The organism is Leisingera sp. S232 (assembly GCF_049800895.1).
Lineage (GTDB): Bacteria > Pseudomonadota > Alphaproteobacteria > Rhodobacterales > Rhodobacteraceae > Leisingera.
This window is the reverse complement of the sequence record NZ_JBNAFX010000040.1, coordinates 1-23,429: the sequence shown is the minus strand read 5'-3', so window position 1 is coordinate 23,429 and position 23,429 is coordinate 1. Positions and strand designations below refer to the sequence as shown.

Below are 23,429 nucleotides of genomic sequence, written 5' to 3'. Positions count from 1 at the left end.
GTTCCAGCAGGAAGGGGAGAAGATGTCAGGATTGGACATCAAGAGTGTCTCCATGCGCTTCGATTTGCCTAACGGCAGTTCAGTACAGGCGCTGAAAGACGTTTCATTGAGTTTGAAAGCGGGTGAGCTGATGTCGGTTCTGGGGCCTTCGGGTTGCGGCAAGACGACGCTTTTGAACATTCTGGCCGGGTTTCTGGCGCCAACTGAAGGCGCGGTGGAACTGAATGGCCATGTGGTTGAAGGCCCGGACGCCGAGCGCGGCATGGTGTTCCAGAAAGGTGCGCTGTTTGAATGGATGAACGTGCGCGACAACGTGGAGTTTGGCCCCCGGATGAAGGGCATGCCCAAGGCAGAGCGGGAGAAGATCTCGGATCATCTGCTGGAAATCGTTGGCCTGCAGGACTTCAAGGAAAAAGCCGTTTATGAATTGTCGGGCGGCATGCAGCAGCGTGTTGCGCTGGCCCGTTGTCTGGCCAACGAGCCCGACGTGATTCTGATGGACGAACCGCTGGGCGCGCTGGATGCGCTGACGCGGGAGAAAATGCAGGGGCTGGTGCTGAAGCTCTGGAAGGAAACCGGTAAGACCATCATCCTGATCACCCACTCGGTGGAGGAAGCTCTGCTGCTGGGGGAACGTCTGATTGTGATGGCGCCGCGTCCGGGGCGCATTCACCGCGAATACAACCTGCCCTTTGCCGAGCGCGGGGTGAATGCTGATTTGCGCGACGTGAAGAAATCTGAAGGCTTCGCTGAGACACGGGATGAGATCCTCTCTATGATCTGGGAGATGGAAGAGGAAATCATGGGCCGGACGGAGCAGGTGGCATGACAGTCCTTCTCTTTTATGTCGCACTGTTTGCCGGTGCCTTCTTTCTGGTGAAGCTGATCCGCCGCGGCATGCAGTCCCGGCAGGATTTCACCAGCCTGAAAACCGTGACCTTCGGCGACGAAAGCGCGGTGACACCGGACCGGGCCGCGTCGATCATCTCAGTTCTGGTGATCTTTATCATCTGGGGTGCATTTACCGGCTCCAAACTGCTCCCTATCCATGTGCCGGGGCCGTTTATCGGTGAGACGGCTTTCACGTATACGCTGGAAAATGCCGAGGGCGCCACGGATGACGCCAAAGTCACTGTGCGGGTGTTCGGTTTCGGCGAAGACGTCGAGAAGTTCGAAGTGGAAGCCGGAGACGGTTTCGCCAGCAACGATGCGCTGGCGGCTCAGGCCGGGCGCTCAACCACGCTGCTGTTTGACAAAAACGACGAAGCCAAGCGCAAGGCCGGTGCCAAGATCATTGCCATCAACGGCGAAGCGATCAGCGCAGGTGGTTCAGTGGACGCAGGCGATGGCACCGTCACGCTGACCGGCAAAGGCGCCATCAGCTTTACGCCGCATCAAGGCATGCAGATGAACCCGATCTGGCTGCCGTCGCCTGAAACTGTGGTGGGGCGCTTCTTTGAAATTGCCTCGGACGGCTACCAGAATTTCTCGCTGTGGCAGCATCTGGGCTGGTCTCTGACGCGGGTAATCGTCGGTTTCGTGACCGGAGCAATCGTGGGCATTCCTCTGGGCTATGCCATGGGTCTCAGCGGCTGGTTCCGAGGCTGGTTTGACCCGATTGTCGAATTCATGCGCCCGGTGCCTCCTCTGGCGCTGATCCCGCTGGTGATCATCTGGTTTGGCATCTGGGAAACCGGCAAGATCGTTCTGTTGTTCCTGGCCGCGCTCTGGATCATGACGATTGCGGCGCGGGCCGGGGTTTCCGGGGTGAATATCTCGAAAATCCATGCGGCCTATTCACTGGGCGCCTCCAAATGGCAGATCATGCGCCATGTGATCGTGCCGAACTCGCTGCCGGAAATCTTCACCGGTGCGCGGGTTGCCATGGGGGTCTGCTGGGGCACGGTTGTGGCCGCTGAACTGGTCGCCGCCCAGAAGGGGGCCGGCATGATGATCATCGCCGCGTCCAAGTTCCAGCTGACAGATATCGTGATCATGGGCATCGTGCTGATCGGCATCATCGGTTACGGAATCGATATCCTGATGCGCAAGGCTGAAAACTGGCTGGTGCCGTGGAAAGGCCGCAGCTGATCTGAAGCGGCATCAAGACAAAAGAAAACGCCCGGGGTTTCCCTGGGCGTTTTTTTGTTTGCTGAAAGTCTCAGCCGCGGATGCGGTCAAAGCCGGGATCATAGGGGGAAGTGGCAATGACTGTCGCCGTGACCAGTTCTCCGCAGAGGTCGAGCTGCATCGTGCTGCCTTCGTCAGCCAGCTGCGGCTCAACAAAAGCATAGGCCAGGTTCATCCCCACCCGGTGACCCCAATCGCCGGAGGTCACGGTGCCCACCACCATCTCCCCTTGCATCAGCGATGCGCCGCCATGGGCCGGGGCGTGGCTGGCGGCGATCTCCAGCGTCACCAGCTTCTTGCAGGGGCCTTGAGACTGTCGTTTCAACAGGGCATCGCGGCCGATGAAATCGCCCTTGTCCAGTTTCACGAACCGGTCCAGCCCGGTCTCGAACGGGTCGAATTCAGTAATCAGGTCGGCTTTCCAATGCAGGAAACCTTTCTCCATCCGCATCGATTCGACCGCGCGGGCGCCAAAGAGTTTGAGCCCGTGCTCTTCACCCGCCTTCCGCAGCGCCAGATAGGCGGCGTAAAGCGAGGCGTTGGGCACGTGGATTTCATAGGCCAGCTCACCGGAGAAGCTGACGCCCATCACTGTGGCAGGAGCAAATCCAACGAAGCATTCGCGCACCGACAGCCAGGGGAAAGCCGTGGCGGACCAGTCGCCTCTGGCGCAGGCCGAGAGCACATCCCGCGCTCTGGGGCCTGTCAGGACCAGGATTGTCAGATCATTGGTGAGCGAGCGGAGCTGTACATCTTCATCTGCGCCGATGTGCTGGGTCAGCCAGTCCATGTCGTGAAATTCGCTGGTGGCAGCGGAGCCGTACCAGACCCGCTCCGGGCCGCGGTCTGAGGCCGGGAGGTTGGCGACGGTGGCCTCGCCCTTGATCATGCCGTTGTGGTTCAAGAGATACCCCAGGCCGACGCGGCCTGCGCGTTTGGTGACGGTGCCGCAGAACATCCTGTCGAGGAAGCTGTGGCGGTCGGCGCCGGTGATCTCGATGCGGTTGAAGCCGTTGACCTCGGCCAGCCCGACGTTTTCTTGCACATTCTTCACCTCGGCGGCGATCACGTCGAAGGCTTCGTCGAAGTTGAACGACAGCAACGGGTGGAAGTCCGGAGCGGGCTTGATGTAGTCGACCCGCTCCCATCCGTTCACCACGGTGAACTCGGCACCTTCAGCGGCCATAACGGGCGTCAGCGGCGTTGTCTTGGCCGGGCGCCCTGCCGGGCGGTGCTCATGCGGGAAATGGAAGCGGAACTCGTTCTGATAATCCTCAATGGCCTTTAGCGCAGTCAGTTCCGCGTTGGTGTGGCCAGCAAAGCGGCGTGGGTCCAGACACCAGGTGTCATAACAGGCCTCGCCATGCACAATTATCTGCGCCAGCAGCCAGCCGTGGCCGCCGCCTTCGCCCAGTCCAGCCCGCAGGCCGATGGCACAGAACGCATTGCGTTTGCCCGGGATCGGGCCGACCAGTGGCGCGCCGTCGATGGTATAGGTGATGGGGCCATTCACAATCGAGCGGATGCCAGTCTCGCGCAGGGCAGGCATGCGGGCAAAGGCGCCCTCCAGCACATCCATCACCCGTTCGAGATCGTCGGGGCAGAGCGCGTTTACAAAGTTCGGGTCGATGCCGTCCATGCCCCAGGTCTTGCAATCCTGCTCATAGAAGCCGATCAGCAGACCGTTCTTTTCCTGGCGGCAGTAGTAGTCCGAGATCGGGCAGCGGATCAGCGGCATCCTATGGCCTGCCTCGATGATGCCGGGGATGTCTTCGGTCAGGAAATACTGGTGCTCCATTGAGGCAACGGGGTGGTGGACTCCCATCATCGCGCCGACCTCGTTCACCCGGTAGCCGCAGGCATTGACGACGAAATCGCAGTCGATATCGCCGTGTTCTGTGTGCACAGTCCAGGTGTCATCTTTGTGCTGGGTGAGCGCCGTCACGGGCGTGTTGCGATAGACCTCTGCGCCGGCCCTGCGGGCGTGGTAGGCCAGCGCCTGGCACAGTTGGGCAGGGTCGATGTCGCCATCCAGCGGGTCCCACAGGCCGCCAATCAGGTTGTCAGTAGAGATCAGGGGGTGGCGGCGGGCGCATTCCTTGGCGTCGATCACGTCGAAATGCACGCCCATGCCGCGTGCCATCGATGCGAAATGGCGGTAGCCCTGCATCTGCGCTTCAGTATTGGCCATACGGATGCCGCCGTCGCCGTGGTGATAGTTGATCGGGTATTCCGGGTGCTCGGCCAGTTTCTTGTACAGATTGATGGAGTGGCTTTTCAGGCCGACCATGGTCTGGTTCGTACCGAAATTTGTAACCTGCGCTGCCGAATGCCAGGTGGTGCCGCTTGTCAGTTCATTTCGTTCAACCAGAACAACGTCGCTCCAGCCTTCCTGAGTAAGGTGGTAGAGGGTTGAGCAGCCGGCAATTCCGCCGCCAATGACCACGGCCTTGGTACGCGATTTCATGAGGTGGGCCTCCCGGTAGATCCAAAATGACTTGGCCGCAGGATGACCGTGGCGGCAAGACAGTGCAGCGTACATCGCAAAAAATCGAAAGCTGAATTGAGCGGCTTGGGAACAGGCCGATGTGGCATGGCCTATTCGAATCAGCCAGGATGCTGCGATTGCCTGATGCCGCGAAAATCAATGTGTCATCTGCTATCCTACTGCTGTGTCATGATGTTTTCATATGATTGAGTGATACGGCTTTCTGCAGGTTTTGATCGAGGAGCGTTGACGGCCAGCCCCAGTGCGCGCAGAGTGCTGCTGTAGAGCTAGTATCTCATCGCGCTTGGGGAGCGGGTATTTTCAAAATGTGCCGGAACTGGCACCATGTTGCGCAAGTTGATGGAGGATCTGGTCTTATTGTTTTTAGAAACTGTCACTGTTGGAGGCGGGTAAGCCTTCGCAAAGTTTCAGCGTTGAAACAACAAAAACAACAAATAGCAGTCCAAAGGGAGAAATGGATCAATGACAATCACTGGTAAGCTGACGCGGCGGAGTATTCTGAAGAGTGCTGGCGCCGCTGCTTTGGCGGCACCGCTTTACTCCAAAAGCGCATTGGCGTCTTCGGGTGAAGTCAACATTCTGATGTGGTCGGACTACCTGCCACCGGAATTCATTTCCGGCTTCGAGGCCAAGACCGGCATCAAGGTGAACTACACCGGCATCGGCTCGAACGAAGAGATCATCAACAAGATGAAGGCCACCAAGGGCCAGGGTTTCGACATTGTGTCGCCGACCAACAACCGTTCGCTGCAGTGGGGTCCGCTGGAGCTGTTGAAGCCGTTTGACATGAACAAGGTCAACATTGACGCGGTGAACCCGGCCATGGCCAAGATTGGCACCGATGCCTGGAACTTTGGTGGTTCTGGCGTGCATTGGCTGCCACACATCTGGGGCACCGAAGGCATTGCCTACCGCACCGACAAATGGCTGCCGGCCGGTGATGCGCCGTCCTATGGCGATGTCTGGTCAGAAGAAAATGCTGGCAAGACCATGGGCCGGGCACATTCGATGATGCTGGGTGCAGGTCTCTACATGGAAGCTTCGGGCGAGATGGAGCCGGGTTCGATCTGGGCCGCCTATGACGACGAGGAAACCATGCGCAAGGTCTGGGGCCAGGTCACCGACTGGTGCGTGGCGCGCAAAAACCGGATCAAGCTGATCTGGAACGATGCGGATACTCAGAAGAACGGCCTGCTGAACGAAGGCGTTGTGGTTGGCCAAACCTGGGACGGCCCGCCGCTGGCGCTGAAATCCGCAGGCGAGCCGGTGCATTACCAGGCGCCGGTCGAAGGCGCGATGGCCTGGGTTGACGGTATCTCGATGCCGGTAGGCGCCCAGAATGAAGAGCAGGTCTACGCCTTCATCTCGTATGCTTACGAACAGGAACCCGCAGGCAAGGCGATCGACAGCCACGGCTACAATTCGCCGGTTCTGGGCGCGGATGGCTTCTCTGGTGATGTTTATAAACAGAACTTCGCCGAAGCCTATCCGGGCAGCTCGCTGGCCAATCTGAACCCATGGCCTGCGGAAGCACCCTGGTATGCAGATGTGCGCACCGAGTTCGTCAACAAGTTCAAAAGCGCCTGATCGCAGCATTTGAATAAACCGGCCCCCGGTGGATCTTCCGGGGGCCGACCGCGCTGTAATGGCGCAATCACACAAGAATATGAAACAGGAAACAGACCTAGCGGGGCCGGCGCCTGCCGCCGGGGTGGGGATCTGTGCTGTGGGGAGAAGCCAAATGAGTGCTGGGGTCGGCGTTGATCTCGAGAACCTTTGGATCCGCTTTGGCGACTTTGTCGCCGTGCGTGATGCCAATGTGAACATCAATGGAGGGGATTTCTTTTCCTTCCTGGGCCCTTCAGGCTGCGGCAAGACGACGATTCTGCGTGCCGTCTCGGGCTTTTTGGACCCGAGCGACGGCCGGGTGCTGATCGGCGGCAATGACATGAAGGGGATCGGGCCGAACAAGCGTCCGACCGCACTGATCTTCCAGAACCTGGCGCTGTTTCCGCTGATGAAGATCTGGGAAAACATCACCTTTTCGATGGAAATCAAGGGGGCTTCTACCAAGGAACGCCGCAAACGTGCGGATGAGCTCCTGGATATGATCGCGCTGCCGGGGCAGGGGGAAAAGCTGCCCAGTGAACTGTCAGGCGGCCAACGTCAGCGGGTGGCCATCGCGCGCGCACTTTGTGCGGAACCGGATGTGCTGCTGCTGGATGAACCGCTGTCGGCGCTGGACCTGAAACTGCGCCAGCATATGCGCACCGAGCTGCGCGAGATCCAGCAGCGGGTCGGTATCACTTTCATCTACATTACCCACGACCAGGGCGAGGCACTGACCATGTCCGACAATATCGCGGTGATGAAGGCGGGCATCATTGACCAGATCGCCGACGGTAAGACCATCTATAACGACCCTGCAACGGCTTTTGCGGCTTCCTTTGTCGGCGAAAACAATGTCTTCCGCGGCAAGGTCAAACGGGTGATGGGAGACGAAGCGCTGATCGCGACCAACCGTTCGGGCGAATTGGTGGCGCGGATCTCCACTGCCAACCGGGGCAAGATGAAGGAAGGCGACGAGGCGATGATGTTCATCCGTCCGGAAGCCTTTGCATTGGCACCGCAGGGGGCAACCGGCGATCATTTCGTGACGGCCAAGGTCAATCATGAAGAATTCGAAGGCAATGCCTTTAACATCTTCATGGAAGGCGACGGCGGCAAGGAACTGAAAGTCTCGATCCCCAATCTGGGCCAGTCGTTTGACGATCACACCGGCCAGAACATCACCCTGGAATACGAGACGAAGAACGCCGTCGTCGTGCCCGCGGGTGAGCTGGCCGCAGAATGAGGAGGCCCGTACCATGCCAAGCTTCCTGAAGGAATTCTTCAAGCGCAATGGTGTCGGCATGGGCAGCCTGATGCTGGGTCTGGTCCTGTTCTGGACCATCGGCCTGATCATTCTGCCGCAGCTGTCGATGCTCGACTTCTCATTCCGTCCCAACCTGCCGCCGCCAGAGATCGGCGGTCCCAAGGACGTCTATACGCTGGAGAACTACAAATACCTGATCTTCGGCCCCGAGGGGGGCGGCCAGGACTACAACGCGGTTGACCTCAAGGTGTTCTTCCGCACCCTGGTGGCGGCAGCTTGCGTCACCATCTTCAACCTGATCCTGTGCTATCCGATCGCCTATTACCTGGCCCAGACCAAAGGAAATCACATCCGCATCTTCGCGCTGATGCTGATCATCCCTTACTGGATCAACGAGATCCTGCGGGCATTCGCCCTGCGTATCATCTTTGGCGAAACCGGGGTCCTGAACAACATGCTGGTGGGCTTGGGGATTTTCGACACGCCCTTTGACTTCATCCGCAATGACATCGCGCTCTATGCGGGCCTTGGCTATGCCTATATCCTGTTGATGATCTTCCCGATCTACAACGTGATTGAGAGCCTGGATCGCAATCAGATAGAGGCCGCCCGCGACATGGGCGCCAGCTGGACCAAGATTCACCAGCGGGTGGTCATCCCCTATGCCAAGCCGGGGATTTCTTCGGGCTGCACCATGGTGTTCATGCTGTCGGCAGGCGCACTGGCGGCGCCGCAGATCCTGGGCGGACCGTCGTCCCTATGGTTTACGCAGCTGATCTATCAGCAGTTCAATGACAACTCCGACTGGCCGCAGGGCGCGGCCTATGCGGTGGTTCTGCTGGTCACCTGTATCCTGCTTGTTCTGGCCATCATGCGCCTGTTCAAGGTGAACATGGGGGATATCGGCAAATGAAGACCTTCTCCTTTATGCGCATAAGCCTTTGGGTCTATCTGGCAATCTTCTTTGCTTATTTGCTCGGCCCCTTGGTGATCATGTCGGCGACGGCTTTCAACTCACCGTCTTTCCCGCGGATGACCCCCTGGGAATGCCTGACGTTTGAATGGTTCTCGGCTCTGTTCCAGGATGAGCGGATTCTGAACGGGATCTGGAATTCGATCCTGGTCGGGGCAGGCACAGTTGTTTTGTCGGTGGCAATGGGGCTGGCGGGGGCGCTGATGCTGACCCAGATCTGGCCCAAGCTGCGGGCGACCTATTACACCATCATCATCGCACCGATCCTGATCCCCGGCGTGGTCATTGGTATCTCGACCCTGGTGTTCTGGGACCGGATCAACCGCATGCTGGGCCTGGGGGCGGACAGCTGGCTGTCGAATGGTCTGTTCCTGACCATCATCGGCCAGTCCACCTTTATCGCCAGCTACTGCATGCTGGTGCTGGTGGCGCGTCTGCAGCGCTATGACATCGCGCTGACCGAGGCTGCACTGGATCTGGGCGCCACCCATGCCCAGGCTTTCCGCAAAGTGCTGCTGCCGTTCATGCGGCCGGCCATTGCCTCGGCGGCGGTGCTGGCCTTCCTGGCGTCGTTCGAGAACTACAACACCACCACCTTTACCTTCGGTGAATACCCGACGCTGACCATCGAGCTGGCGCAGAAGGTGCGGTACGGTATCACGCCCGCGATCTCGGCCCTGGCCTTTATCATCGTGATCCTGACAGTGCTTGCGGCGCTCTTCAACGAGGCCAATATCCGCCGCAAGCAGTTGGTGGCCGACGCACGCAAGAAGGCAACCGTGGAAGAGCTGGAAAGTGGCAAGCTGCGGCTGCCGGGCTTCCTCAGCTCCAACGTTGCTGCGGTGGCGCTGGTGGTTGTGGCCTGTGCAACGGTGGCGGTGGTCGGTACGGCCACGGTCTACAGCCCGCAGCAGTGTATCGCCAACGTACAAGAGCAGAAACGTCTGGAGACCGAGCTGCGTATCCAGGAACTGCGTCAGCAGCGTGAACTCCGCCGTCAACAGCAGCAGGAGCAGCAGGGTGAAGCCCCGGCGCAAACAGCGCCCTCTACCGGGTCCGGTAACAACTCCGGCTTCGGCGGTGTTTTTGCCCCGAATGCCCTGTCGGGTGAAGAGAGTGGAGCTGAAGCAGAGCAGCCGCAGGACAGCGGCGAGGGTGGCAGCTCTGGCTTTGGCGGTGCGTTCGATCCAACCGCGCTGTCCGGCGACGACGGGGAGAGCGGATCAAGCAACTGATCCGGACTTTGCAAGAACAGAAAAGGCGGCCCAGAGGCCGCCTTTTTCATTTTGCCCAAAGATGACTTTGATGTCGTTGAAGCAGGCGGGTGCCACGCTGTCAGCGGGTCGAGACAGGACCTCACCCTCCGCGCTGAGCGGGTCAGGCGGTCATGCGGGATGCAGCCGCATTGTTCGGCCTGGAGGATGCCCCGCCAGACAGGCCAGCGGGGCAGTCGGCCTGGCAAGCCTGGGCTTACTCTTCTTCGTAGTCCGACATCGGCGGGCAGGTGCAGATCAGGTTGCGGTCGCCATAGGCGTTGTCCACCCGGTTCACAGCAGGCCAGTATTTATCGACGCCAAGGTTGCCCGGTGGGAAGCAGGCCTGTTCGCGGCTGTAGGGACGGTCCCATTCGCCGACCAGGTCGCGCACTGTGTGCGGCGCGTGCTTCAGCGGGTTGTTTTCAGGATCGATCTTGCCGTCGATGATGTCCTGCGCCTCTGAGCGGATCGACAGCATGGCGTCGCAGAAACGGTCCAGCTCGTCCTTGGGCTCGGATTCGGTTGGCTCCACCATCAGCGTGCCAGCCACCGGCCAGGACATGGTCGGAGCGTGGAAACCGGAGTCGACCAGGCGTTTGGCAACGTCGTCGACGGTGACATTGCCTTCATCGGCCAGCGGACGGGTATCCAGAATGCATTCATGCGCCACACGGCCCGTTTCCGAAGTGTAGAGGATCTTGTAGCCATCCTTCAGGCGGGCTGCGATGTAATTTGCGTTCAGGATCGCAACCTTGGTTGCCTGAGTCAGGCCTGCGCCGCCCATCAGCAGACAGTAGGCCCAGCTGACCGGCAGGATCGAGGGCGAACCAAACGGAGCTGCCGAAACCGGACCCACGGCAGTGCCGTATTCCGGGTGGCCCGGCAGATGGTCGGCCAGATGCGCCTTGACACCGATCGGGCCCATGCCGGGGCCGCCGCCACCATGCGGAATGCAGAAGGTCTTGTGCAGGTTCAGGTGCGAGACGTCGCCGCCGATCTTGCCTGGCTGCGCGAGGCCCACCATCGCGTTCATATTGGCGCCGTCGATATAGACCTGACCGCCGTGATCATGAGTGATCTGGCAGACTTCCTGCACGGTTTCCTCGAACACGCCGTGAGTGGAGGGGTAGGTGATCATGCAGGCAGCCAGATCGGCGGAATGCTCTTCTGCCTTGGCGCGGAAGTCGGCAACGTCGATGTTGCCGCTGTCGTCCGACTTTACCGGAACCACCTTGTAGCCCACCATCTGTGCCGACGCCGGGTTTGTGCCATGTGCAGAGGTCGGGATCAGGCAGATATTGCGGTGCGCTTCGCCGCGCGATGCGTGGTAGTTGCGGATGGTCAGCAGGCCTGCGTATTCACCCTGCGCACCGGAGTTCGGCTGCTGAGAGATCGCGTCATAGCCGGTGATCTGGCAGAGCTTGTCGTTCAGATCATTGATCATCTGGTGGTAGCCCTGCGCCTGATCTTCCGGGCAGAAAGGGTGCAGGTTGCCGAATTCCGGCCAGGTGACCGGGATCATCTCGATGGTCGCGTTCAGCTTCATGGTGCAGGACCCCAGCGGGATCATCGCCCGGTCCAGCGCCAGATCGCGGTCGGCCAGACGGCGCATATAGCGGGTGATCTCTGCTTCGGCCCGGTTCTTGTGGAAGATCGGGTGGGTCAGATACTCGCTTTCACGCAGCGCATAGTCGGGCAGGCGGTAGGCGCGGTTGGCAAGGCTGTCGTCCTTCTTGTCGATGCCGAAGGCTGCCCAGACGGCTTCGATGGTCTCGGCGCGGGTCTGTTCGTCCAGCGAGATGCCGATGCGGTCTTCACCCACTTTGCGCAGGTTGACGCCGCGGGCAACGGCCGCTTCCATGACAGTTTTCTGGAGCGGGCCGACGTCGACGGTGATGGTGTCGAAGAAGACGTCCGGCTCAACCTTGAAACCGTTCTCCTCCAGCCCGGCGGCCAGGCGCGAGGTTTTGCGGTGCACCGACTGGGCAATCGCCTTGATGCCGTCGGGGCCGTGGTAGACCGCATACATGGATGCGATGACGGCCAGCAGCGCCTGTGCGGTACAGACGTTGGAATTGGCTTTTTCGCGGCGGATATGCTGTTCACGGGTCTGCAGTGCCAGGCGGTAGGCCTTGTTGCCGCGCGCATCAACAGAGACACCGATAATACGGCCGGGCATGGCGCGCTTCAGCTTGTCGGTGGTCGCCATGTAGGCGGCGTGCGGGCCGCCATAACCCATCGGCACACCGAAACGCTGGGTGGAGCCGATGGCAATGTCAGCCCCCATTTCGCCGGGGGATTTCAGCAGAGCCAGCGACAGGATGTCGGCTGCGACGACGGCAATGCCCTTGTGTTCGTGGATGGCTGCAATTTCTGCGGTGAAATCACGCACGTGGCCGTAGGTGCCGGGATACTGGAAGATGGCGCCAAAGACGGCACCCGGGTCCAGGTCATCGGGATCAGCAACCACAACGTCGATGCCCAGAGGCTCGGCGCGGGTCTGGATCACGGCGACGGTCTGCGGGTGGCAGTTCTTGTCAACAAAGAAGGCGGCGTTGTTCGCCTTGGAGCGCGAGCCGCGGTGTGCCATCGACATGGCCTCGGCGGCGGCGGTGGCTTCGTCCAGCAGGGATGCGTTGGCGATGTCCAGGCCGGTCAGGTCGCTGACCATGGTCTGGAAGTTCAGCAGAGCTTCAAGACGGCCCTGGGAGATTTCTGGCTGATACGGCGTATAGGCGGTGTACCAGGCCGGGTTTTCCAGAATGTTGCGCAGGATCGGCGCCGGGGTGGTGGTGCCGTAGTAGCCCTGGCCGATCAGCGAGGTCAGCACCTTGTTCTTGGACGCCACCTCTTTCATGTGAAAGAGAGCGTCGCGTTCGGTCATCGCCGGGCCCCAGTCCAGCGCCTCTTTCTGGCGGATGGCGGGCGGCACGGTTGCGTCGATCAGCGCGTCCAGGGTTTTGAAGCCGATCACCTGCAGCATGTCGCGCATCTCGGTCGGCGACGGGCCGATGTGGCGCCGGTTGGCGAAGTCATAGGCTTCGTAATCGGTCAGTTTGAAGGCCATTTGCAAGCGCTCCTGTTTGAAGGTCACGCCCGGCCGGAAGAATGGGAGCCTCCGGCGGGGATATTTTTAGCCAGAAGAAAGGCGGATCCGTGCAGGTGGCAGCACAGCCGCCGCTGGGGTCAGCCGATCAGGGCTTTGTAGCCGTCCAGATCCATCAGGTCGTCCAGCTGGGACGCGTCCGAGATCTTGATCTTGTAAATCCAGGCGCCGCCTTCTGGGCTTTCGTTCAGGGCGCCGGGGTTGTCGGCCAGGGCCTCATTGGCCGCGATCACTTCGCCGTTCAGCGGCGCATAGATTTCAGAGGCTGCTTTTACGGATTCGATGACGCCGATCTCGCCGCCTTTTTCAAACGCGTCGCCGGCTTCGCGCTGTTCGACAAAGACAACTTCGCCCAGTTGGTCTGCCGCGTGCTGGGTGATGCCCAGGGTTGCAGTGTCGCCTTCAACGGTGATCCACTCGTGGTCTTCGGAATAATAGGTGGCCATTTTGACTCTCCTGATGATGGCTTAGCGTTTGTAGTTCTGGGTGACAAAGGGCAGGGCAACGATCTCAGCTGGCTGCGCCTTGCCGCGGATGATGAGGTTCACTTTTTCGCCCGGCGTGCCGTGGCCTGCCGAAACGTATCCCATTGCGACTGGGCCGCCGATTGTGGGGCCGAAGCTTCCTGAAGTAATCGTGCCAATCGTGTTACCTTCAGCGGATTGGATTTCCACATCTCGGCGGGCGGGTGCACGGCCTTCTGGCTTGATGCCGACCAGTTTCTTGGCGGTGCCTTCAGCCAGTTCCTTTTGGATGCGGGCAGCACCGGGGAAGCCGCCTTCTTCTTTGCGGCGCTTCTGGATGGCCCAGGCCAGAGATGCTTCGATCGGCGAAGTCGACGGGTCTATGTCGTTGCCATAGAGGCAGAGACCGGCTTCGAGACGCAAGGAGTCGCGGGCACCCAGGCCTGCAGGCTCGCAATCGTCATGGGCCAGGAACAGTTTGGACAGGCGGATGGCGTCTGCTTCGGGGATCGAGATCTCATAGCCGTCTTCGCCGGTGTAGCCGAGGCGGGAAATGCGGCATTCGACACCGCCGATGTCTGCCAGGGTTGTTTCCATGAATTTCAGCTCACGGGCGACGGGGCACAGCTCGCCCACAACGTCCTCGGCTTTGGGGCCTTGCACGGCAACCAGCGCGCGGTCGAAGATTTCGGTCACTTCGACGTCGTTCAGGTTGGCCCGCATGTGCGGGATGTCCTGGTGGCGAAGTGCTGCGTTCACCACCACAAAATAGTGGTCTCCGGCGTTGGAGACGATCAGATCATCCAGGATGCCGCCGTCTTCGTTGGTGAAGAAGCCGTAGCGGGCTTTGCCCGCTTTCAGGGTTGCAAAGGCTTGCGGGCAGAGCGATTCCAGCTTGGTGCCCACGTTGTCGCCGCGCAGGATCACCTGGCCCATGTGGGAGACGTCAAACAGTGCGGCCTTCTCGCGGCACTGTTTGTGCTCGCCCATGATGCCCATGGGGTACTGGACCGGCATGTCCCAGCCGGCAAAGTCGACCATCTTGCCGCCAAGCTCGACATGCAGGTCATAAAGCGGGGTGCGTTTGGGTGTGTCGGTCATCCTGTGCGCCTTTGCAGAAGGGGGTGGAAGGAGGTGGGAGGGCGCTGACGCCCTCCGCGATTGGTTTTGGGGGATCTGCCCAAGGTCATTCGGCTTTTTTGTTCCAGGCAGAATGATCCAGATCAAGATCCGGGAATTGTGCCGGGTCAAAGACCGGGCGGTCGGTGCCGGCTTTCAACTGCTTGTCGAAATCGCTCAGCACGCGGGCCAGCACCGGGAACAGCATCATCAGCGCGAGCAGGTTGACGATGGCCAGAACGCCCATCAGCGGATCGGAGAAGAAGAACACCGAAGTCGCGCCAGGGGCCACGGCGCCCAGGAAGACAATCGCCATCAGCGCCAGCTTGAACACCAGGATCGCGGTTCTGTTCTTGGTAAAGACCGAAATCGCGTTTTCGCCCAGATAGTAGTTGTAGATGATCGAGCTGAAGGCGAACAGCAGGACCGCAAGGGTCAGAAAGTAGCTGGTCCAATTGCCCAAACTGTCCGCCAAAGCGTTCTGGGTCAGGACCACACCGTCGATATCGGCGCCCGGCTGATAGACGTCGCTGACAAGGATCATCAGTGCGGTACAGGAGCAGATCACGATTGTGTCGACGAAGACCGAGAAGGACTGGGTGATGCCCTGGCTGATCGGATGGCGCACGTCGGCAGTGGCTGCGACGTTAGGTGCTGAGCCAAGACCGGCTTCGTTCGAGAACAGGCCGCGGCGCAGGCCCTGGGCGATGGCAGCACCCATACCGCCGCTGACGGCTTCTTCAAAGCCGAATGCGTTGGCAAAAATAGACGCAAAGGCAGCCGGGATGTCACCGATGTTCAGCACGATCACGATGAGCGCCATCGCGATATAGCCAAGCGCCATGACCGGCACGATAATGTCCGACGCCTTGGCGATCCGCTGCATGCCGCCAAAGACGATATAGCCGGTGCCAACTGTCAGCACTGCGCCTGTGATCAGTCGGCTGAGGCCAAAGGCGTTTTCAGCTGCACCCGCAACGGTGTTGCCCTGGAATGCCGGGAAACCGATGCCAAAGGCTGCGACCAGACAGACCGCATAGATCACCGCCAGCCAGCGGTAGTTTTCGCCCAGGCCGTGCAGGATCATCCGGGCCGGGCCGCCACGGAAGGAGCCGTCTTCCTGGCGGCGTTTGTAGACCTGTGCCAGGGTGCATTCCACCAGGCTGGTGGCCATGCCGACGACGGCAATTGCCCACATCCAGAACACTGCGCCGGGGCCGCCAAGGGTGATCGCCACCGCAACGCCGGCAATGTTGCCGCCGCCAACCCTGCCGCCGATGGACACGAACAGCGCCTCGCGGGCGGTAATGGTATTCGGATCCGCGGTCTGGTTGCTGCCGGACAGCACCCGGAACATACGTTTGAAATAGCGGAACTGAACAAACCCGGTGGCGATGGTCAGAAACCCGCCGAAAATCACCAGGAAGGGGATCAGCGACCAGCCCCATGTCAGGTCACCAATGGTGCCGAATATGCTCTCAAGAAACGACATCGCCAGTCCTCCGTTTGTTGCTGGCATCTGAATTCGAACGTTTCACGTGCGAACGTCTGACCACTGTGCCGTTGCCGGGCGTCTTCCGGAATTGAGTGTGATTTCTCACCATGAGACTACTCCTGATTGCATTTGGGTCAATTACCCTTTGCCAAGGTCATCTGACGGGCCTCCTTCAGGGCGGCAAAATCTTCATCCGCATGGAAGGATGAACGGGTCAGCGGCGTCGCAGACACGTGCAGGAATCCTTTGGCGCGGGCGATTTGTTCCAGCTGCTCGAATTCTTCCGGCGACCAGAAGCGGTCGATCGGGTGGTGTTTCGGGGTGGGCTGCAGGTATTGGCCCACGGTCAGGAAATCGACCTGTGCGGCCCGCAGATCATCCATCACCTGACGCACGTCGTCGAGGCTCTCGCCCAGGCCGACCATGATGCCGGACTTGGTGAACAGCTGCGGATTGGCGCGTTTGGCATCGTCCAGCAGCCGCAGCGAGGTGTAATAGCGCGCACCTGGCCGCACCCGCGGGTAAAGCCGCGGTACGGTTTCCAGGTTGTGGTTGAAAACGTCCGGTGCGGCCTCGAATACCGCATCCGCCGCTGCGCCCTTGCCCAGGAAATCCGGGGTCAGCACCTCGATGGTGGTGCCGGGGTTCTGATGGCGGGTGGCGCGGATGGTCTGGGCGATATGTTCCGCGCCACCGTCCTGCAGGTCGTCCCGGTCGACAGAGGTGATCACCACGTGGCGCAACCCCAATTTCTTGACCGCTGCGGCAACCCGGCCGGGCTCAAACGCGTCCAGCGTGTCCGGTTTGCCGGTGGTCACATTGCAGAAAGAGCAGCCCCGGGTGCAGACCTCGCCCATGATCATCATGGTGGCGTGGCGCTTGGACCAGCATTCGCCGATGTTGGGGCAGGCGGCCTCTTCGCAGACGGTTGCCAGATCATGTTCCCGCATCAGCTTGCGGGTTTCATAATACTCCGGGCTGTCGATCTTCTTCTTGCGGATCCACTTCGGTTTGCGCGGAATGGCACTGTCGGCCCTATGGGCTTTTTCCGGGTGGCGGGGTCTCAGCTGGATCGTCATTTTGCAGCTCCCTCAGGGTCAGGCGTGGATGGCACGGCCAAGGGCGTCGAGGCAGGCTTCTTTCACAGCCTCGCCCATTGCAGGATGTGCGTGGCAGGTCCGTGCAACCTGCTCGACCGTCGCGCCCTTGGTCATGGCCAGCACCAGCTCTGCAATCAGGTCACCGCCATGCGCGCCGCAGATATGGGCGCCGAGGATCTTTCCCTCAGGCGTGGCCAGCACTTTGACGGCGCCGTCGGTCTCGCCGGTGGAGCGGGCACGGGAGTTGGCCATGAAGGCAAACTTGCCGGCAATGTAGTTGGTGCCTGCTTCCTTCAGCGCTTCTTCTGTCTGCCCGACTGAGGCCACCTCGGGATCGGTGTAGACCACGCCCGGAACAGTGTTGTAGTCCACGTGGCCGTGTTCGCCCGCGATGATTTCAACGCAGGCAACGCCATCTTCCTCGGCCTTGTGGGCCAGCATCGGGCCGGGCACGCAGTCGCCGATGGCAAAGATGCCGGGGACAGAGGTTTGGAAAGTTTCGTCGACTTCGATATAGCCGCTGGCGTTGACAGAGACACCAAGCTTCTCCAGGCCCAGACCACGGGTCACCGGGCGGCGGCCGATGGCGATCAACACCTTGTCGGCCTCGATCTGCTCTTCGGTGTCCTTGCCCGTGCGGTCAAGGGTCAGGGTCAGGCCGTGTTCACCTTTTTCGACGGATTTCAAAGCCCGGCCCAGTTGGAATTTCAATCCGCGCTTGGACAGGGCACGCTGGGCCAGTTTGGCAATTTCACCATCGATGCCGGGCAGAATACGGTCCAGGTATTCCACAATCGTCACCCTGGACCCAAGGCGTGACCAGACCTGACCCAGTTCAAGCCCGATCACGCCGGCACCGATCACAACCAAATGCTTTGGCGCGGCGTCAAGCGACAGCGCACCGGTGCTGCTCAGCACGTCCACCTCATCTATATCCACGCCGGAGAGGGCGGTGGGTTCCGATCCGGTGGCGACGAGAATGTTCGTTGCACTGTATGTGTCATCGCCGACCTGCACCTGGCCGGGCGCCGGGATATTGGCCCAGCCTTCAATGTGGTCGACGCCGTTCTTCTTGAAAAGGAAGGCGATGCCTTTGGTCAGGTCGCCAACGATCTTGTCTTTGCGCGCCATCAGCGTGCCCAGATCCAGGTTGATCGCGCCGACGGAAATGCCGTGCGAGGAGAGATCGGTGAGTTCGGCAAACTTGCCTGAGGAGGTCAGCAGCGCCTTGGAGGGAATGCAGCCAACGTTGAGGCAGGTGCCGCCCAGAGAACCGCGGCCTTCGACGCAGGCAACCTTCAGGCCCAGCTGTGCCGCCCGGATTGCTGCGACATAACCGCCCGGACCGGCTCCGATCACGATCAGATCATATGCGCTCATGTGATGTCTCCTGCGGCAAGCGGTCCAGGACCGGCGCGTATTGAGCTGTATGCGACACCGTGTTTCCTACAGGAAACTTTTCCCCTATTGCAAACAATAATTGTGGTGATGGAAATTTTGACCAGAAAATGCATCAAAGCTAAAGTGTTTGCGGATCAGGAGAATTTGCAGAAATGGAACCAATTCCCTCAGAAGAAATAGGACTGGGCCCAGAGGCTATCGAGGCGCCGGATGGTGAAATCCTGGGAAAAATGATTCGCGAAGCTCGTAAGGAAAAGGGGTTGACGCTGGAGGAAGCTGCCCGGGCCGCCGCCATTGGCAGGTCTACCCTGTCCAAGATCGAGAACAACCAGACCCGCCCCAGTTTCGAGATCATCCGCCGCCTGATGCAGACGCTGGAACTGGAGACACCGCAGTTGTTTGTGCAGTCCAGCCAAAGCGGCGTGACCGGGCGCCGGGACTTTACCCGCACAGGGGAAGGCGAGCACAAGGAAACCTCTACTTACGATCATGAACTTTTGTGCAGCGAACTCACCAGCAAGCGCATGGTCCCGTACATCAGCACAATCAAAGCGCGCGATGTAACGGAGTTCGACAATTGGGTCCGCCACCAAGGCGAGGAATTCATGTTTGTGTTGAGCGGTGAATTGATCCTCTACACCGAACACTACCGCCCACTGCGCATGGGGGCCGGGGATTCCGTCTATTATGACAGCGGCATGGGTCATGGCTGCGTCTCGGTCAGCGATGAGGATGCCAAGGTGCTTTGGGTGTCGCTCGAAGGCTAACCGCCGCTCAGAAGCCGTCTGCAGGGTTGCAGCTGGGCAGTCGACCGGGCGGTGATTGGTTTTTCTGGCGGTTCAGGAATTGACCTTTCTGTCACAGCGGCGCAATCACCAGTGACAGCGGCGGATGCAGCAGGGCGCAGGTGTCTTTTCCGACGGGTTTGTTTAGGGCAGTGCTCTGCTTTCATCGTATGGTCAGGCCGTTTCGCGGACAGGCTGTGCTTCCAGGCTGATCGTGAAACGGATCGTCGTGCCGCTTTCGGTTTGCGGATCGCACCAAATCACACCCATGTGGCGCTTGGCGATTTTGGCGCAAGTGGCCAAGCCCAACCCGGTGCCAGGCTGCTCACTGCCGCGCTGCAGTCTCTTGAACGGTTCAAAAATCTTTTCGCGGTATTCCGTCGGCACGCCAATGCCGTTGTCGGCAACTGAGATCATCAGCCCTGGCTGGGCGGCTTCGGCAAAAACGGAGATCTCGGGCGTCTTTCCACCGCTGTATTTAATGGCATTGCCGATCAGGTTCTGCAGCAGTTGCACGATGTCAGGCGGAAAACACAGAACGCTCAACCCGCCGGAGTGCCAATCAATTTTCGCGTTGGACGCCGCAAGGTCCTGGGCCAGAACAGCACGTAGGCTGTCAAAAAGACTGTCGACAGTGACACGCTCCGCGCGGCCGGTGCTGTGCGGGTTGATGTGGCTGGCCAGCCGTTCAATCAGTTCGGAGGTTTTGTTCACGGACTTCTTCATCAGCTTGAACTGGCGGGCAACCTCTTCGAGGTCGCCGTCTTTGTATTCCTCCAGGATCTGGTCGCTGAGAAACTTGATGGCCCGCAGCGGCGCGCGCATGTCGTGGATCAGCACGTCCGAGAACAGCCGCAGCTCATTTTGCTGCTCGTGAAGCCGCCAGCGCATCTCCGCAACCTTCAGCCCGTTTGCAATCATCCGTTTCAGGGCTTCTGCGCTGAGAGAGGATTTGGGGATATAGTCGCTGGCGCCGGCCAGAATGACACTTTTGGCAATTTCCTCGTCACCATGGCCCGTGGTCATGAACAGCACCGCCCTGGGCCAGGCTTCATTCAGCCGCGCTATCAGATCAAGTCCGGTGCCGTCAGGCAGCAGATAGTCCAGAAAGATCACATCCACCGGCTGATCCGCGTGCTCCAATGCGGTTTCACCGCTGGTTGCTTCCATGATCCTGGCATCAGCATGGGGCTGCCTCAGCAGTCGCTGCATGAGCTTCCGGTCACCGGCATCATCGTCAATGAGAAGAATGTTGAGCGTAGCCATCGCCTGCCTTTCTGATGAGAATTTCCGGTATCTCGACGCTCTGCCAGTAGTTTCCGAAGGTTGCCATTAGGTCGGCAAACCGGGGCCCGGCCTTGGATTTCAGAATGTAACCCGCAACATGGCCAGCATACGCTTCGGATATGTCACGTTTGTCATCCGACGTCGTCAGCACGATAAAGAGGAGGTCACGCAGGGCTGGGCCCGAGCGTATTTCCCGCAGCAGCTCAATGCCGTTTTTCCGGGGCATGTTAATGTCGCTTAGCACCACGAAATGAGGCGGCGGCACCTGGTTCATTTCGCCGCGCAGAAAAGCCAGGGCCTCAACCCCGTCGGCAAACCGGGTGATCGGATAGGAGATCTGCGCCTGCTCGAAAGCCCGGGCCAAAGCTTTTGCATCGCCATCATCATCTTCCACAAGGATGATATTCAGGGCTGGGCGGTCGCGCGCTTGGCTATTGCGCATTTGATCCATTCTCCTTTCTGCTGACACCCCGGTTTCACATGAAAGGGGGGCAGCCCTACCGGATTGCCCGGTAAAGGCTGGTGTTCTTCCGAGCCCGCTATTGCAACAGATTCGGGGACACGCGTGCAGTAACGTCACGGGTGTCCTCGATCACGCTGTCCAGGTCGTCCATGAATGCCACAAGATCATTACAGCCGCGTTCGAGCAGGGACATATCCGCCAGCAGGTCCGGAGCGACGCTGTCATCGCGTCGAGCCTGTGATTTGAGCACCCGGACCCCGGCCAATGTGCGGCTCAGCAGCAGCCGAAGGTCGGGTCCACAGCCGACGATGAACCGCTGGAAGATCCTTCTCAGTTCATTCTCGGAGGCCCTGGCACTGGACAGCTGTCCGTAAAGCGCACGCCGTTCAATGGAGGAAGCAATGGACTTTATCAGCGCGTCGACGGATAGCTCTTCTTTCACGATATAGTCGGCGCAGCCGCGGCGCATGGCTTCCACCGCGGTCTGATAACTGGTGACACTCGTCAGCATGATCGGAACAGCCTGGACTTGATCCTCGTGCGTCAGCAGCAGCTTCAGCGCATCCAGCCCGGTATCCATGCCAAGGTTGTGGTCCAGGAAGACCAGATCGAATTGCTCCTTGTCCAGCAGCTGCCGCATTTCATCCAGATTGGCGGCCTCAAAAAACGCGGCCTCCATTCCTGCTTTGCGACACAGTGTCTTCAGGCGCAGCCTGTCAATCTCATCATCGTCCACTGAAAGAATGTTGAGGATCACGGGCTGCATAAAGGGCGGTGTCGCCATTTCAGAAATTGAATCATTGCTCATACTGGCACCTCACTAAATGACACGGCTACCCGGACTTGGCAGCATCCGGATACGATACACGTAAAAGGAGTATAGCCTCTGCAGTCTCGCGTTTGGGTTAATTATCCGGAGGAATTTGATTAAAGAAAACCGGAACGCGGGCGCCAGGAAGAGAGATTGGGGCGGCCGAAACAAGGTTGCCTGTCATTTCCTGGTGTTTTGACGGCCCTTGTTGCGGTCTCCCCTGCATATGCAGGGGATGATCTGTGGTTAGGAAAATTATAGTCTAATCTTCCGATCTCAAGGGGGGGCGCCTCCTGGCGATGGCATGGCGCCTTCTGGATTTTTCAGAAGTCCTGCCAGAGATCGCGTGCGGCGTTGCTGCCGCTGTCGGCTGCCGCGGCGGCTGGGGCCGGGCTGGCTTCGAGATCCCAGCTGTTGTCGCCATGTGCGGAAGGGGCCGGGCTGGCGGCCGGTGCGGTCGGTGCTGCGGCAGCGGGGGCTGCCCGGCGGGCGGCAGGTGCTGCGCTGCCGGAGACCCGGAAATGTGCGACCATCTCCGCCAGTTTGCCTGCGTCGGTGTTCAGCATGTGGCCAGCCGCGGTGGCCTCTTCGACCATTGCTGCGTTCTGCTGGGTCACCTGATCCAGCTGGGTCACGCCGGTGTTGATCTCATGCAGGCCGGTCGATTGTTCGGCGGCGCCTTCGGCGATGCCAGACACCAGCTGCGAGATATGGGTGACCTGTTCGACGATGCTCTGCAGCGCCTCGCCGGCCTTGCCGACCAGATCGACGCCGCGTTCCACCTGTTTGGAACTGTCGCCGATCAGCGTCTTGATCTCCATCGCCGCGTCAGAGGACCGCTGCGCCAGGGCGCGCACCTCGCTGGCAACCACCGCAAAGCCCTTGCCGGCCTCGCCTGCCCGTGCCGCCTCGACGCCGGCGTTCAGCGCCAGCAGGTTGGTCTGGAAGGCGATGTCGTCGATCACGCTGATGATCTGGCTGATGTGGTTCGAGCTCTGCTCGATCTCGGTCATCGCCGAGACCGCGCTCTGCACCACTTCGCGGTTGTTCTCCGCCTCGGTGCGGGCCTCGGCCATGGTGGTTTCGACGCTGCGGGCGCCGTCGGCGGCGGATTTGACGCTGGCGGTCAGCTCATCCAGTGCCGCAGCTGTCTGCTCCAGCGTTGCCGCCTGGCTTTCGGTGCGGTGCGACAGGTCGTCGGAGGCCTGGCTGATCTCGGCGGCGCCATTGCGGATACTGCCGGAAGCTTCGATCACCTGCTGCACAGTGCCGCTAAGGTTGCTGACGGTGCTGTTGAAGTTCTGCCGCAGCTGCTCGTATTCTTCCGGGAAGGCAGAGGTGATCGGCTGCGAGAAATCGCCATCCGCCAGCTGCACCAGGCCGGCGCTGAGGTTTTCCACCACCTGCTGTTGCTGGCGCTGCATCTCGGCGCGCTCCTCTTCGGCGGCGCGGGCCAGCTTCAGGTCGTCCTGCATGGAGACCAGGGTCCGGCCGATCTTACCGATTTCATCGCCGCGGTTTGCCGCGTCGACCTCGATGTCGAGATCGCCCGAGGACACGGCCTCCATATCGGTGCAGATCCGGTCAATCGGTCGGGTCACAGACCGCGCGAACAGCCAGCCAAAGAGCGACACAAAACCGGCGCAGATCAGCGA

Annotated in this window: 18 protein-coding genes; 7 read left to right on the top strand and 11 right to left on the bottom strand. The window is 60.1% G+C overall.

The genetic code is table 11. From position 1 onward, the window contains the following. Nucleotides 1-22: 22 nt before the first annotated feature. Both ACP151_RS18510 and ACP151_RS18505 read left to right on the top strand, forming a co-directional pair. The gene (locus tag ACP151_RS18510) at nt 23-829 is read left to right on the top strand and encodes a taurine ABC transporter ATP-binding protein (RefSeq protein ID WP_424980373.1); all 807 of its coding nucleotides are present in this window, start codon (nt 23-25) and stop codon (nt 827-829) included. Next, a complete protein-coding gene (locus ACP151_RS18505; RefSeq protein ID WP_424980372.1) occupies nt 826-2,091 on the top strand; it encodes an ABC transporter permease in 1,266 nt (421 codons plus the stop codon). The genes ACP151_RS18510 and ACP151_RS18505 overlap by 4 nt, the downstream gene beginning before the upstream one ends. Nucleotides 2,092-2,161: 70 nt before the next feature. Here the strand turns inward: ACP151_RS18505 and ACP151_RS18500 are convergent, their stop codons facing one another. Then, nucleotides 2,162-4,597: a GcvT family protein gene (locus tag ACP151_RS18500; RefSeq protein WP_424980371.1), complete on the bottom strand. Its 2,436-nt coding sequence runs from the start codon at nt 4,595-4,597 to the stop codon at nt 2,162-2,164. 504 nt (nt 4,598-5,101) lie between these two features. Here ACP151_RS18500 and ACP151_RS18495 point away from each other — a divergent pair. The 4 genes from ACP151_RS18495 to ACP151_RS18480 all read left to right on the top strand — a co-directional run bounded on the left by ACP151_RS18495 (nt 5,102) and on the right by ACP151_RS18480 (nt 9,722). After that, nucleotides 5,102-6,226: an extracellular solute-binding protein gene (locus ACP151_RS18495; protein WP_424980370.1), complete on the top strand. Its 1,125-nt coding sequence runs from the start codon at nt 5,102-5,104 to the stop codon at nt 6,224-6,226. A gap of 154 nt (nt 6,227-6,380) precedes the next feature. Then, a complete protein-coding gene (locus ACP151_RS18490) occupies nt 6,381-7,493 on the top strand; it encodes an ABC transporter ATP-binding protein (protein ID WP_424980369.1) in 1,113 nt (370 codons plus the stop codon). A gap of 13 nt (nt 7,494-7,506) precedes the next feature. Next, on the top strand, nt 7,507-8,427 hold the full coding sequence (locus ACP151_RS18485) for an ABC transporter permease (protein WP_424980368.1): 921 nt from the start codon (nt 7,507-7,509) through the stop codon (nt 8,425-8,427). Continuing rightward, on the top strand, nt 8,424-9,722 hold the full coding sequence (locus ACP151_RS18480; protein ID WP_424980367.1) for an ABC transporter permease: 1,299 nt from the start codon (nt 8,424-8,426) through the stop codon (nt 9,720-9,722). The genes ACP151_RS18485 and ACP151_RS18480 overlap by 4 nt, the downstream gene beginning before the upstream one ends. 235 nt (nt 9,723-9,957) lie before the next feature. Here ACP151_RS18480 and gcvP read toward each other — a convergent pair whose 3' ends face one another. The 6 genes from gcvP to lpdA form a co-directional block, all read right to left on the bottom strand. Next, nucleotides 9,958-12,810, bottom strand: a complete 2,853-nt coding sequence (gene gcvP, locus ACP151_RS18475) for an aminomethyl-transferring glycine dehydrogenase (protein WP_424980366.1) — start codon at nt 12,808-12,810, stop codon at nt 9,958-9,960. Between the two features lie 119 nt (nt 12,811-12,929). Continuing rightward, a complete protein-coding gene (gene gcvH / locus ACP151_RS18470) occupies nt 12,930-13,295 on the bottom strand; it encodes a glycine cleavage system protein GcvH (protein WP_424980365.1) in 366 nt (121 codons plus the stop codon). A 21-nt stretch (nt 13,296-13,316) separates the two neighbouring features. Continuing rightward, a complete protein-coding gene (gene gcvT, locus ACP151_RS18465; protein ID WP_424980364.1) occupies nt 13,317-14,414 on the bottom strand; it encodes a glycine cleavage system aminomethyltransferase GcvT in 1,098 nt (365 codons plus the stop codon). An 85-nt stretch (nt 14,415-14,499) separates the two neighbouring features. After that, on the bottom strand, nt 14,500-15,924 hold the full coding sequence (locus ACP151_RS18460; RefSeq protein ID WP_424980363.1) for an alanine/glycine:cation symporter family protein: 1,425 nt from the start codon (nt 15,922-15,924) through the stop codon (nt 14,500-14,502). A gap of 137 nt (nt 15,925-16,061) precedes the next feature. Continuing rightward, nucleotides 16,062-17,006 carry a lipoyl synthase gene (lipA, locus tag ACP151_RS18455; RefSeq protein ID WP_424980362.1) on the bottom strand — a complete coding sequence of 315 codons (945 nt, stop codon included), beginning with the start codon at nt 17,004-17,006 and terminating at the stop codon, nt 16,062-16,064. Nucleotides 17,007-17,024: 18 nt separating this feature from the next. Next, a complete protein-coding gene (gene lpdA / locus ACP151_RS18450; RefSeq protein WP_424980361.1) occupies nt 17,025-18,407 on the bottom strand; it encodes a dihydrolipoyl dehydrogenase in 1,383 nt (460 codons plus the stop codon). A 173-nt stretch (nt 18,408-18,580) separates the two neighbouring features. Here lpdA and ACP151_RS18445 point away from each other — a divergent pair, with 173 nt between their 5' ends. Next, entirely contained in the window at nt 18,581-19,195 is a 615-nt protein-coding gene (locus ACP151_RS18445) for a helix-turn-helix domain-containing protein (RefSeq protein WP_424980360.1), read from the top strand. Between the two features lie 192 nt (nt 19,196-19,387). On the opposite strand, the gene ACP151_RS18440 is transcribed toward ACP151_RS18445, so the two are convergent. The 4 genes from ACP151_RS18440 to ACP151_RS18425 form a co-directional block, all read right to left on the bottom strand. Further along, entirely contained in the window at nt 19,388-20,479 is a 1,092-nt protein-coding gene (locus ACP151_RS18440; RefSeq protein ID WP_424980359.1) for a sensor histidine kinase, read from the bottom strand. Next, the gene (locus ACP151_RS18435; protein ID WP_424980358.1) at nt 20,451-20,951 is read right to left on the bottom strand and encodes a response regulator; all 501 of its coding nucleotides are present in this window, start codon (nt 20,949-20,951) and stop codon (nt 20,451-20,453) included. The genes ACP151_RS18440 and ACP151_RS18435 overlap by 29 nt, the downstream gene beginning before the upstream one ends. An 88-nt stretch (nt 20,952-21,039) precedes the next feature. Further along, nucleotides 21,040-21,771 (bottom strand): response regulator, encoded by a 732-nt coding sequence (locus ACP151_RS18430; protein WP_424980357.1) that lies wholly within the window; start codon nt 21,769-21,771, stop codon nt 21,040-21,042. 326 nt (nt 21,772-22,097) lie between these two features. Further along, nucleotides 22,098-23,429, bottom strand: a 1,332-nt coding sequence (locus tag ACP151_RS18425) for a methyl-accepting chemotaxis protein (RefSeq protein ID WP_424980356.1), incomplete at its 5' end; no start/stop codon positions are given.